Below are 14210 nucleotides of genomic sequence, written 5' to 3' on the forward strand. Positions count from 1 at the left end.
CTGATCGCGGAGACCCAGCATGGCCACCACACCGGACAAGATCGTCGAAGCTCTGCGCGCGTCGCTCAAGGAGAGCGATCGGCTGCGGGAGCTCAACAAGCGCCTCGAGGCGGCGGCGGGGGAACCCATCGCGATCATCGGCATGAGCTGCCGCTACCCCGGTGGCGTCGGCTCGCCGGAGGAGCTGTGGGATCTCGTCGCCCGCGGCGGTGACGCCATCAGCGGTTTCCCGACCAGGCGTGGCTGGGACCTCGACGGCCTGTACGACCCGGACGCCGACGAGCCGGGTAAGGTCTACACCCGCGAGGGCGGGTTCCTGCACGACGCCGACCAGTTCGACCCGGCGTTCTTCGGCATCAGCCCGCGGGACGCGCTCGCCATCGACCCGCAGCAGCGCCTGCTGCTGGAGGTCTCGTACGAGGCGTTCGAACGGGCCGGGCTGACGCTGGACGCGGTGCGCGGCAGTCGCACCGGTGTGTTCTCCGGCGTGATGTACAACGACTACGCGGGCCGGATGTACCGGGTGCCGGAAGGCTTCGAAGGCCTGCTCGGCAACGGCAGCGCGGGCAGCGTCGCGTCCGGCCGGGTCGCCTACACCTTCGGGCTGGAGGGGCCCGCGGTCACGGTGGACACGGCGTGCTCGTCCTCGCTGGTCGCCGTGCACCTGGCCGCGCAGGCGCTGCGCCAGGGCGACTGCACCCTCGCGCTCGCCGGCGGCGTGTCGGTGATGGCGACGCCGTCCGCGCTGGTCGAGTTCAGCCGGCAGCGCGCGTTGGCGCCGGATGGGCGCTGCAAGGCGTTCGCGGCCGCCGCCGACGGCACGAGCTGGGCCGAGGGCGTCGGGGTGCTGTTGCTGGAGCGGCTTTCCGACGCCGAGCGCCTCGGGCATCCGATCCTGGCGGTGGTGCGCGGTACGGCCGTGAACCAGGACGGTGCTTCCAACGGCATGACCGCGCCGAACGGCTTGGCGCAGCAGCGCGTGATCCGTGCCGCGCTGGCGAATGCCGGCCTGACAGCGTCCGATGTGGACGTTGTCGAGGCTCACGGCACGGGTACCTCGCTGGGTGACCCGATCGAGGCCGAGGCGCTGCTGGCGACCTACGGGCAGGGCCGGGAACGGCCGTTGCTGCTCGGGTCGTTGAAGTCGAACATCGGGCACACGCAGGCAGCGGCCGGTGTCGGTGGTGTGATCAAGATGGTCGAGGCGATGCGCCACGACGTGCTGCCGAAGACCTTGCACGTCGATGCGCCCTCGCCGCACGTGGACTGGTCGGCCGGGTCCGTCGAGCTGCTGACGGAAGCCGTGGAGTGGCCTTCGACCGGTTCCTCGCGCCGAGCCGGTGTGTCGTCGTTCGGTGTCAGCGGGACCAACGCACATGTGATCTTGGAGGCGCGGCCGCGGCCCGAAGCAGTGGCCGGCACGGCCTCGGATGTCCCGTGGGTGCTTTCTGCCCGCTCCGAACCGGCTCTGCGCGAGCAGGCGCGCAACCTCCTGTCCCTCGTGGACGGTGATGTCGTGGCCGTCGGCGCCGCGTTGGTCAAGTCCCGTCAGCTGTTCGAGCACAGGGCGGTCGTGGCCGGTGATCTGCGGGCCGGGCTGACCGCGTTGGCCGAGCAGGGCGTGGGTGCCGGGGTGGCCCGCGGTGTGCGCCGGGCCGTGTTCGTGTTCCCCGGTCAGGGGTCGCAGTGGGTCGGCATGGGGCGTGAGCTGCTGGACGCGTCTCCGGTGTTCGCGGCGCGTCTTCGGGAATGCGCCGACGCGCTTTCGTCCTTTGTGGACTGGGACCTGTTCGATGTGCTCGGCGACGCCGATGCGTTGCTGCGGGTCGATGTCGTGCAGCCCGCGTTGTGGGCGGTGATGGTGTCGCTCGCTGAGGTGTGGCGTTCGTACGGTGTCGAGCCTGCGGCTGTGGTGGGTCACTCGCAGGGTGAGATCGCTGCCGCTGTGGTGGCCGGGGGATTGTCCCTTGAGGACGGTGCTCGGGTGGTCGCACTGCGGAGCAAGGCCCTGTCGGCCCTGTCCGGCAAGGGCGGGATGGTTTCGCTCACCGCGTCGCTTCCGCGCGCGGAAGAGGTGATCGCGCCCTGGGGTGAGCGGCTTTCGATCGCCGCGGTCAACGGTGAGTCCTCGGTCGTGGTCTCCGGTGACGCCGACGCACTCGAAGAGCTGCTGGCGCAGGACCTTCCGGTCAAGCGGATCGCCGTCGACTACGCGTCGCACTCCCGCCACGTCGAAGCGGTCGAAGCCGAGCTGCTCGCCGTCCTCGGCTCGATCCGCCCGCGCACCGGTGACGTCCCGTTCTACTCGACGGTGACCGGTGAGGTGCTCGACACCGCCGCACTGGACTCGGCGTACTGGTACCGGAACCTCCGTGAGACCGTCCGGTTCGACCAGGCCGTGGCACAACTTCTCGCCAGCCGTCCGGTGTTCGTGGAGTGCAGTCCGCATCCTGTGCTCGTCACCGGTCTCGACGAGGCCGTCGGCACGCTCCGCCGTGGTGAGGGTGGCCAGTCGCGGCTGCTCACGTCGCTCGGCGCGGTCTTCAGCCAGGGCGTGGCCGTCGACTGGTCCGCCGAGTTCGACGGCGTCGATCCCGCGGGCGTCGAGCTCCCGACCTATCCGTTCCAGCGTTCGGCGTTCTGGCTCGACGCGCCTGCGCCGGTCGGCGATTCCGCTGGTCTGGGCTCGGCCGGCCACCCGATGCTCGACCAGGTCGTCGCGCTCGCCGATGGCGACGGTCACCTGTTCACCGGGCGGCTTTCCCCGCGCTCACACCCGTGGCTGGCTGATCACGTCGTGCGCGGCACCGTCGTGGTGCCCGGCACGGCGCTGCTCGAGCTCGCGGTGCGGGCGGCGCAGGAGACCGGTGGCCGGGCGGTGGAGGACCTGGTCCTGGAGGCACCGCTGGTGCTGCCGGAGGACGGCGCGGTCGAGGTGCAGGTGTCGGTCGGCGCTCCCGACGGCAGCGGGCGGCGTGCGGTCGCGGTGTACAGCCGTGCCGCGGACGACAGCTGGACCCGGCATGCCGGCGGTGTACTCGGTGGTGCGGAGCCGGCGGGCGCGGACCTGCTGATCTGGCCGCCCACCGGCGCCGAACCCCTCGAGGTCGACGGACTGCACGACCGGTTCGCGGCTCAGGGCTTCGCCTACGGGCCGGCGTTTCGTGGCCTGCGGGCGGCTTGGCGACTGGGCGAGGAGATCTACGCCGAGGTCGCGCTGCCTTCCGGCATCGCCGCCGAGGCGGCGCGGTTCGGGCTGCACCCGGCGTTGCTGGACGCGGCGCTGCAGGCCGCGGCGCTCGGTGGTGGCGATCGTGCGCTGATGCCGTTCGCCTGGTCCGGCGCGGTTCTGCGGACCGGTGGCACCGCGGCGGCGCGCGTGCGGATCAGGCCGGCGGGGGAGGACGCGGTGGCGCTGGACGTCGCCGACGCGTCCGGGGTTTCGGTGGCCACCGTGTCGTCGCTGGTGTTGCGGCCTGTGGTGGCACAGCAACTCGTCGCCGACGCATTGTTTCGTCCGGAATGGACGGAGGTGGTGGTGCCGGACACGGCTTCCGGCGTCGACCTCGAACTGGTGCGCGTCACCGGTGATTCGTCCGACGTCGCAGGCAGTGTCCGTGCGGTGCTGGGCCGTGCGCTCGAACTCATCCGCGACCACCTCGCCAAGGACGACGGTCGCCTCGTGTTCGTCACCTCGGGTGCGACGACAGGTGAAGACCTTGCCGCGGCGGCGGTGTGGGGCCTGATCCGCTCGGTCCGCATCGAGCACCCCGACCGGTTCCTGCTCGCCGACACCGACACCGGCGAGACGGCTCCACTCGTCGCGGTCCTGGCCGCGGGAGAGGAGCCGGAAGTCGCGTTGCGCGACGGCTCTGTTTTCGTGCCGCGGCTGGCACGTGTTCAGGTTTCCGACGAAGCGCCTGTGTTCGATGTCAGCGGCACTGTCCTGATCACCGGTGGCACCGGCGCGCTCGGGTCGTTGCTGGCTCGGCATCTGGTCACCGCCCACGGCGCTCGCCGTCTGTTGCTGACGAGCCGCACCGGTGCCGGGCATCCCGACCTGGCAGGGCTCGACGCCGACGTGCGGGTCGTCCAGTGCGATGTCACCGACCGCGACCAGCTCGCGGAACTCGTTGCCGGTGAACAGATCAGTGCTGTCGTGCACGCGGCGGGCGCGCTCGCGGACGGTGTCGTGGAGTCGTTGACGACCGACGACTTCGAGAAGGTCCTGCGGGCCAAGGTGGACGCCGCGCTCGCGCTGGACGAGCTCACCGACGCCGCGACGTTCGTGCTGTTCTCGTCGGCGACCGGCACGTTCGGCAGCGCCGGCCAGAGCGCTTACGCTGCCGCGAACGCCGTGCTCGACGCACTGGCCGTGCGGCGGCGTGGTGCCCAGTCGCTGGCGTGGGGGCTGTGGGCGCGCGGCGGCGGGATGACCGGCGCCATGACTGACATCGACCTGCGGCGGATGACGCGCGCCGGGTTCCCGCCGTTGTCCGACGAGCAGGGGCTCGCGCTGTTCGACACCGCCCGGACGCTGGCCGACGCCGTGCTGGTGCCGGTCAAGCTGAACGTCCCCGCTCTGCGTGAGCAGTCGGTGCCGCCGATGCTGCGCAGGCTCGTCCCGGCACGCGCGGTCGCCGCGGAGGACAGCGGCCTGCGGGCGCGGCTGGCCGGGCTCGACGACGCAGGACGCGAACGTGTGCTCACCGAGATCGTGCGCACCCAGGTCGCGGTGGTGCTCGGCCACGCCGACGTGTCGACAGTGGACACTTCGGTCGCCTTCCGGGAGCTGGGGTTCGACTCGCTGACCGCGGTCGACCTGCGCAACCGGCTGTCGGCGACGACCGGGCTGCGGCTGCCCGCCGCGCTCGTGTTCGACCACCCGACCCCGGCGGCGCTCGCCGCGTTCCTGAAGACCCAGCTCGGTGGTGACGCGGCGGTTCGGCAGGTCGTGGGTGTGACGACCTCGGACGAGCCGATCGCGATCGTCGGGATGAGCTGCCGGTTCCCCGGCGGGGTCGCTACTCCCGAGGACCTCTGGCGGTTGCTCGCCGATGGTGGTGACGCGATCACCGAGTTCCCCGCCGACCGCGGCTGGGACGTCGAGGCGCTGTACGACCCGCAGCCTCGGCCGGGGAAGACCTACGTGCGCGCGGGCGGGTTCCTCGACGGCGCCGCCGACTTCGACCCCGCCTTCTTCGGCATCTCGCCGCGCGAGGCGCTCGCCATGGACCCGCAGCACCGGCTGTTGCTGGAGTCGGCGTGGGAGGCGTTCGAGCGGGCCGGGATCGACCCGGCCACCGTGCGCGGCAGCCGCACCGGCGTGTTCGCCGGCCTGATGTACCACGACTACGGCGCGCGGCTGTCCGGTGGACCTGACGACGTCGAGGGATTTCTCGGCGTCGGCAACTCCGGCAGTGTCGCCTCCGGGCGGATCGCCTACACGCTCGGGCTCGAAGGCCCGGCCGTCACGGTCGACACCGCCTGCTCCTCGTCGCTGGTCGCGCTGCACCTGGCGGTCGGGTCGCTGCGCTCCGGCGAGTGCACCATGGCGCTGGCGGGCGGCGCGACCGTGATGGCGACGCCCGGCACGTTCGTCGAGTTCTCCCAGCAGCGGGGGCTCGCGCGGGACGGCCGCTGCAAGGCGTTCTCCGCCGACGCCGACGGTGCCGGCTGGTCCGAGGGCGTCGGCATGCTGCTGGTGGAACGGCTTTCGGACGCCGAACGCCTCGGGCATCCGATCCTGGCGGTCGTCCGCGGTACGGCGGTGAACCAGGACGGCGCGTCCAACGGCCTCACCGCGCCGAACGGTCCGTCCCAGCAACGCGTCATCCGTGCTGCCCTGGCGAACGCCGGGCTGGCACCGTCCGATGTGGACGTCGTGGAGGCGCACGGCACCGGCACGTCGCTCGGTGACCCGATCGAGGCGGACGCGCTACTGGCCACCTACGGGCAGGACCGGGCACGGCCGCTGCTGCTCGGCTCGGTGAAGTCCAACATCGGGCACGCGCAGGCCGCGGCCGGTGTCGCGGGCGTGGTGAAGATGGTGCTCGCACTGGGCAACGGTGTGGTGCCGCGCACCCTGCACGCCGACACACCTTCTCCGCACGTCGACTGGTCGTCCGGTGCGATCGAGCTGCTGTCGTCGGCGCAGCCGTGGCCGGAGACCGGGCGGGCGCGGCGTGCGGCGGTGTCGTCGTTCGGCATCAGCGGCACCAATGCCCACGTGATCCTCGAAGCCGGTCCTGCTCCTGTGGTGGCGCCGGTGGAACGGACTGTGCCCGCGGTGGTGCCGTGGGTGCTGTCCGCGCGGTCCGAGGAGGCGCTGCGGGCCCAGGCGGCCCAGGTGCCGTCCGGTGAGCCGGTGGACGTCGGGTTCTCGCTGGTCAGCACGCGTGCGCTGTTCGAGCACCGCGCGGTGGTCCTGGGTGGGCACTCGGAGGCGGCGCGGGCTTTCGCCGATGGTGGCGCGCCCGCGGACGTCGTCAGCGGGATCGCCCGGCCTGGCCGGCGGGTCGCGTTCGTGTTCCCCGGTCAGGGGTCGCAGTGGGTCGGCATGGGGCGTGAGCTGCTGGACGCGTCTCCGGTGTTCGCGGCGCGTCTTCGGGAATGCGCCGACGCGCTTTCGTCCTTTGTGGACTGGGACCTGTTCGATGTGCTCGGCGACGCCGATGCGTTGCTGCGGGTAGATGTCGTGCAGCCCGCGTTGTGGGCGGTGATGGTGTCGCTCGCTGAGGTGTGGCGTTCGTACGGTGTTGAGCCTGCGGCTGTGGTGGGTCACTCGCAGGGGGAGATCGCTGCCGCTGTGGTGGCCGGGGGATTGTCCCTCGAGGACGGTGCTCGGGTGGTCGCGTTGCGGAGCAAGGCGATTCTGCGGTTGTCGGGCTCCGGTGGCATGGTGTCGTTGGCGGTCTCTCCGGAACGGGCCGCCGAGTTGATAGCGCCCTGGGGTGGCCGGATTTCCGTGGCGGCGGTCAACGGGCCGTCTTCGGTGGTGGTCTCCGGTGAATCCGGTGCACTGGACGAACTCGTGGCCGCCGCGCAGGACGCACGTGCGCGGCGAATCGCGGTCGACTACGCGTCGCACTCGGCTCAGGTGGAACTGCTGGCCGACGAGCTCGCGGTGTCGCTCGCCGATGTCTCCCCGCTGGCCGGGCGGATCCCGTTCGTGTCCGCGGTCACCGGTGAGGTGCTGGACACCACCGAGCTGGACGCGGGGTACTGGTACCGGAACCTGCGCGAGACCGTGCGTTTCGAGCAGGCCGTTGCCTGGCTGCTGGCGGACGGGCACACGGCGTTCGTCGAGTGCAGTGCGCATCCGGTGCTCGCCGCGGGTGTCGAGGGGACGGCCGACGCCGCGGAGCGCGAGGTCGTGGTGACCGGCACGCTGCGCCGCGACGACGGTGGTGCCGACCGGCTCGCGCGGTCGCTGGCCGAGGCGTTCGTGGCGGGTGTGCCGGTCGACTGGGCGGTGGCTTTCCGGGACACCGGTGCCGTGCGGGTCGGGCTGCCGACCTATCCGTTCCGGCATCGCCGGTTCTGGCCCAGCGAGCCCGAAGTGGCGCAGGGCGCGGCGGATCCGGTCGACGCGCGGTTCTGGACCGCGGTGGAGCGGGACGACCTGGCCTCGCTCGCGGACGACCTGGGGGTCGACGGCGAGCAGAGCGAAGCGCTCGGCGCGGTGTTGCCGGCGCTGTCCTCGTGGCGCCGGCGGCAGCAGGAGAAGTCCACTGTGGACCGGTGGCGGTACCGGGTGACCTGGAGGGCGCTTGCGCCGGCGGCGGTGAGGTTGAGCGGTCGTTGGCTGATGGTGGTGCCGGAGATCGGCGCCGGATGGGCCGAGGCCACGGCGGCGTCGTCGACCGAGGCCGGGGCCGCGGCGGCAGCGTTGGCCGACGGCGGGGCTGGTGTTTCGGCGGCGTCGTCGATCGATGCCGGATGGGCCGATGTCCTCGAGAAGTCGCTGACCCGTCAGGGCGCGGAGGTCGTCCGTCTCACCGTCGACCCGTCCGCCGATCGCGCCGCGCTCGCCGCGCAGCTGGCCGGCCACGGCGTCGCGGGCGTGCTGTCGCTGCTCGCCGGTGCCCGCGGCCGGCACCCCGAGCACCCGGCCGTGCCACTGGCCCACGCCGCGACGGTCACGCTCGTCCAGGCCCTCGGCGACGCCGAGATCGACGCCCCGCTCTGGGTGACCACCTTCGGCGCGCTGAGCACGAGCCCCGCCGACCCCGTCGACGACCCGGAGCAGTCGCTCGTCTGGGGCCTCGGCCCGGTCGTGGGACAGGAACACCCCGGCCGCTGGGGCGGCCTGATCGACCTCGCGACCACCCCGGATCCCGCGGCGGCCGACCGCGTGAGCGCCGTGCTGGCCGCACCCGGCGGGGAGGACCAGCTCGCGGTCCGCGGTGGCGGAGTGCTGGCACGGCGGCTGGCCCACGTGGTCGACGGTGAGGTGAGCGACACCTGGCGCCCGTCCGGAACCGTGCTGGTCACCGGCGGCACCGGTGCTCTCGGTGCGCACGTGGCACGGTGGCTCGCCCGCGGTGGCGCCGAGCACATCGTCCTCACCGGTCGGCGTGGCCTCGAAGCGCCCGGTGCGACGGACCTCGTCGCCGAGCTGGAGGAGCTGAGCAGCGCGGTCACCGTGTCCACTGTGGACCTCGCGGACCGTACGGCTCTCGCGGAGCTCATGGCCGGTCTGCCCGGCGAGCTGACCGCGGTCGTGCACACCGCCGCGGCGCTCGACGACGCCCTCCTCGACGACCTGACCCTCGACCAGGTCGAGCACGTGCTGCGGGTCAAGGCCGAGGCGGCCCTCAACCTGCACGAGCTGACGCGTGACCTCGACCTGAGCGCGTTCGTGCTGTTCTCGTCGTTCGGCGGCATGTTCGGCGCGGCCGGGCAGGGCAACTACGCGCCCGGCAACGCTTTCGTCGACGCACTCGCGCGCCGGCGGCGGGAGGAAGGCCTGCCCGCGACGGCTGTCGTGTGGGGGCACTGGGCCGCGGGCGGGATGGCGACCGGTGCGGTCGAGGAGCGGATGTTCTCCCGCGGCGTCCCGGCGATGGACCCGGACCTGGCGATCGCGGCACTGCAGCGCGTGCTCGACCGCGGCGAGACCAGTGCTGTCGTGGTCGACATCGACTGGGCCCGCGTGGTCGCGGTGTCCGGCACGCCGAGCCCGTTGTTCCGCGAGATCCCCGAGGTGCGCAGGCTTGTCACCGAAGCGGTCGCCGAGCCGGTGAAGGACCTGCTGGGTGTGGTGCGGGCACAGGTCGCGGCGGTGCTCGGGTACGACTCCGGTGGCGACGTCGACGCCGATCGCGCGTTCAAGGACCTCGGGTTCGACTCGGTCACGGCGATCGAGCTGCGCAACCGGCTGCAGGCGGCCACCGGGCTGCGGCTGCCCGCGACGCTGGTGTTCGACTACCCGAGCCCGGAGAACCTGGCGCGTCACCTCACCGCCGAGCTGGGCGGCGAGTCCGAGCAGGTGCAGACCGTCGCCGTCGCGAGCTCGGACGAGCCGATCGCGATCGTCGGGATGAGCTGCCGGTTCCCCGGTGGCGTGCGGTCGCCGGAGGACCTGTGGCGGATGCTGGAGGCCGGCGGCGAGGGGATCAGCCGGTTCCCCTCCGACCGCGGCTGGGACCTCGACGGGCTGTTCGACTCCGACCCGGACGCTCCCGGCAAGTCCTACGTCCGCGAGGGCGGGTTCCTCGACGGCGTCGGCGACTTCGACGCGGCGTTCTTCGGGATCTCGCCGCGTGAGGCGCTGGCCATGGACCCGCAGCAGCGGTTGCTGCTGGAGGCGTCGTGGGAGGCCTTCGAGGCCGCCGGGATCACGCCGGACACGTTGCGCGGCAGCCGGACCGGTGTGTTCGTCGGCGCCGGCACGTCCTCCTACGGTTCGGGACTGGCCGAGCCGCCGGAGGGCACCGAGGGACACCTGCTCACCGGCACCTCGATGAGTGTCGCGGCCGGGCGGCTGGCGTACGTGTACGGCACCGAAGGGCCGGCCGTCACGCTCGACACGGCGTGCTCGTCCTCGTTGGTGGCACTGCACATGGCCGGGCAGTCGTTGCGCACCGGCGAGTCGTCGCTGGCGCTGGCCGGTGGTGTCACGGTGATGGCGTCGCCGGCGCCGTTCGTGTTGTTCAGCCGTCAGCGCGGGCTTGCGAAGGACGGACGTTCCAAGGCGTTCTCCGCCGCCGCGGACGGGATGGGCATGGCCGAGGGCATCGGCATGGTGGTGCTGGAGCGGCTTTCCGACGCGCGGCGCAACGGGCATCCGGTGCTCGCGGTGATCCGCGGCTCGGCGGTCAACTCCGACGGCGCGTCGAACGGCCTCACCGCGCCGAACGGCCCGTCGCAGCAGCGGGTGATCCGCACCGCCCTGGCGAACGCCGGGCTGGCAGCGTCCGATGTGGACGCTGTCGAGGCGCACGGCACGGGCACGTCGCTCGGTGACCCGATCGAGGCGCAGGCGCTGCTGGCCACCTACGGGCAGGACCGGGAAGTCCCGCTGTGGCTGGGATCGGTCAAGTCGAACATCGGGCACACGCAGGCCGCCTCCGGGGTCGCCGGTGTGATCAAGATGGTGCAGGCCCTGCGGCACGAGGTCCTGCCGCGCACGTTGCACGCCGACGAGCGCTCGACGCACATCGACTGGACGGCGGGCTCGGTGGAGCTGCTCACGTCGCAGCAGCCGTGGTCGCGGAACCACAACCCGCGCCGCGCCGGTGTCTCGTCCTTCGGCGTCAGCGGCACCAACGCCCACCTGATCCTGGAGGAGGCCCCGCAACCGGCACCCGCGGCCGAGCCCGTCGCGCCGCCCGCGGTGCCGTGGGTGCTCTCGGCGCGCACCGCCGAGGCGCTGCGGGAACAGGCCGCCAACCTGCTCGCTCTGGAGGAGAACCCGGTCGACGTCGGGTTCTCGCTGGCGACGACGCGGTCGGAGTTCGCGCACCGGGCCGTCGTCATCGGCCGGGACGCCGCCGAACTGCGCGGCCGCCTGGAGGCGCTGGCCGGGCCCGGCGTGACGGAGGGTGTGGCGGGCACTCCGGGGAAGGTCGTGTTCGTCTTCCCCGGCCAGGGTTCCCAGTGGACGGGCATGGCGGCCGACCTGCTCGACGCGTCGCCGGTGTTCGCCGGGCGGATGGCCGAGTGCGCGGCGGCTCTGAGGTCCTATGTGGACTTCGACGTGCTCGGTGTCGTGCGGGAGCGCGAGCCGATCGAACGGGTCGACGTCGTGCAGCCCGTGCTGTGGGCGATCCTCGTGTCGCTGGCAGCGGTCTGGGAGTCGCTCGGGATCAGGCCGGACGCGGTGCTCGGGCACAGTCAGGGCGAGATCGCCGCGGCGTGTGTCGCGGGCGCGTTGTCGCTCGACGACGGCGCGAGGGTCGTGGCCCTGCGCAGCCAGGCGATCCGGGAGCTCGCCGGGCGGGGCGGGATGGTGTCCGTCGCGCTCGGTGCCGATGCGGTGCGGGCGCGGCTCGAGGACTACGTGGACCTGGCGGTCGCCGCGGTCAACGGACCGCAGTCCGTGGTCGTGTCCGGTGGTGCCGACGAGCTGACGCGGTTCTACGAGGCTTGTACGGCCGACCGGGTGCGTGCTCGGCGGATTCCGGTGGACTACGCGTCGCACTCCGCGCACGTCGCTCGCATCGAGGAGCGGGTGCGGGAGTTGCTGGCTCCGGTGTCGCCGGTCGCCGGCCGCGTGCCGCTGTACTCGACGGTGACCGGTGAGCCGATCGACACCACCACGCTCGACGCCGGGTACTGGTACCGGAACCTCCGGCAGACCGTGGAGTTCGAGCAGGCCACGAAGGCGTTGATCGAGGCGGGCCACGGCGTGTTCGTCGAGTGCAGCCCGCACCCGGTGCTGACGACGGCGATCAGCGAGACGGCCGACCGGGCCGAGCGTCAGGTCGTGACCGGCGGCACGCTCCGGCGCGATGCCGGTGGTTACGACCGGGTGCTGCTGTCCGCGGCCGATCTGTACGTGCTCGGCCTGCCGGTCGACTGGGCCGCGGTCTTCGCCGGTACCGGTGCCCGGCGGGTCGGCCTGCCGCTGTACCCGTTCCGGCACCAGCGGTTCTGGATCGACTTCCAGCTGCCCGCGGCGGCGTCGGAGGACGCCGGGTTCTGGGCCGCCGTCGAGAACGGCGACCTGGCCGCTGCGCTCGACGCCGACCCCGAGGCCGTGGCCTCGGTGCTGCCGGCGCTGGCGCGGTGGCGTGCCGACCGCGCAGAGCAGTCCACTGTGGACGCGATGCGGTACGGCGTCGAGTGGGAGGCCGTCGCCGAACCGGTCGCGGGCGAACCTGGACGGTGGCTGGTCGTCACCGCGGACGGTGCCGACGCGGGGCTGGTCGCGGCGTTCGTGGAGCAGGGCTCGGAGGTCGTGACCACCGGCGCCGGTGCGGACCGCGAGCAGTGGGCGGAGCAGCTCCGCACCGACACGTCGTTCGACGGCGTGGTGTCGTTGCTCGCGTTCGACCGGACCGAACTGCGGCCGGGCGTCACGGCAGGCCTCGTGGCGAACCTCGTGCTGTCCCAGGCGTTGACCGACGCCGGGATCACCGCACCGCTGTGGTGCGTGACCAGCGGTGCCGTCAGCGTCGGGGACGACCTGCCGCCGGACCCGGTGCAGGCGCAGACCTGGGGCCTCGGCCGGGTGCTCGGCCTCGAACAGCCGCGGCGCTGGGGCGGGCTGGTCGACCTGCCGGTGGAGCCGGACGCGGAGGCGTTGCGGCGCTGCCACGCGGTGCTCACCGGGGAGTTCACCGAGGACCAGGTCGCCCTGCGCGGCAGCGGGGTCTTCGGCAGGCGGCTCGTTCGTGCCGCGAGGCCGGACGCGACGCCGGCCACCTGGCGGCCGCGCGGCACCGTGCTGGTCACCGGTGCGACCGGTGCGCTCGGCCCGGTGATCGCGCGGAAGCTCGCCGGGGACGGTGCCGAACACCTGGTGCTGACCAGCCGCCGGGGCGACAAGGCCTCGGGAATGGCCGCGCTGACCGCCGAACTCACCGGGGCCGGGGTCGGCGTGACCGTCGCCGCCTGCGACGTCGCCGACCGCGAAGCACTGCGGGCGCTCGTCGAGGAGGTCGAGGCGGAACACGGGCCGATCCGGTCGGTGGTGCACGCCGCCGCGCTGATCAGGCTCACCGCGCTCGCCGAGTCCACTGTGGAGGAGTTCGCGGACATCCTCGCGGCCAAGGTGGCGGGCGCCGCGCACCTCGACGAGCTGTTCGCCGACCGGGACCTCGACGCGTTCGTGCTCTTCTCCTCGATCGCCGGTGTGTGGGGCAGCGGCGACCACGGCGCGTACGCCGCTGGATCCGCCTACCTGGACGCACTCGCCGAGCGGCGCCGGGCAGGCGGCCGCACGGCGACGTCCATCGCCTGGGGCGTCTGGGACGCGCTGCACGTGATGGACGACGGTGTCGTGGTCGAGGACCTGATGGACCTCAACCCGGAGTGGCACGGGCTGTCACCGATGGCCCCCTCGGCCGGTATGCGCGGCATGCAGCGGGCGCTCGACCTCGACGACACCTTCGTGGCCGTCGCCGATGTCGACTGGGCGCGGTTCACCGCCGCGTTCACCTCCGGCCGCCCGAGCCCGCTGCTGAACGGGATCGAGGACGTCCGGCGCCTCGTCGCCGCGGAAGCGGAGGCGGACGCTGCGGCGCTCGGCACGCTCGAGGCGTTGCGGGAGCGGTTGACGGCCATGGGCACGGCGGAACGCAGGCGGACCGTGCTGGACCTCGTGCGCCGCATCGCCGCCACCGTGCTCGGCCATGAGTCACCGGCCGCGCTCGACCCGGCGCAGGCGTTCCAGGACCTCGGGTTCGACTCGCTCACCGCGGTCGACCTGCGCAACCGCCTGGCCACGGCGACCGGCCTGCGGCTGCCGGCCACGCTCGTCTTCGACCACCCGAACGCCCAGGCGCTGGCCGACCACGTGCTCGCCGAGGTCGTGCCGGGCGACCGGGCACCGGGCCTCACGGAGCTCGACCGGCTGGAAGCGGTGCTCGTCGACGGCGTCGACGAGGGCCCCGTCCGCGCGGAACTCGCCCTGCGGCTGGAAACCCTGCTGCGCCGGCTCGGCCCGGCCCAGCCCCTGTCCGAGGACCGCGACCTCGGTTCGGCGACCGACGACGAGCTGTTCGACGTCCTCGACGGCCTGCGCACCCCCTGACCTCTTT

At 72.9% G+C, this 14210-nt stretch carries 1 protein-coding gene; it reads left to right on the forward strand.

Translation table 11 applies throughout. The annotated features are described in order from the left end of the window. Positions 1 to 19 precede the first annotated feature (19 nt). Positions 20 to 14203 carry a type I polyketide synthase gene (locus JOD27_RS00880; protein WP_204760186.1) on the forward strand — a complete coding sequence of 4728 codons (14184 nt, stop codon included), beginning with the start codon at positions 20 to 22 and terminating at the stop codon, positions 14201 to 14203. Positions 14204 to 14210: the final 7 nt, after the last annotated feature.

This window comes from Lentzea nigeriaca (assembly GCF_016907955.1).
Taxonomy (GTDB): domain Bacteria; phylum Actinomycetota; class Actinomycetes; order Mycobacteriales; family Pseudonocardiaceae; genus Lentzea; species Lentzea nigeriaca.

What these genes read in the sequence shown, in the direction of transcription:
- JOD27_RS00880 (WP_204760186.1), top strand. Translation starts at nt 20, where the DNA reads ATGGCCACCACACCGGACAAGATCGTCGAAGCTCTGCGCGCGTCGCTC.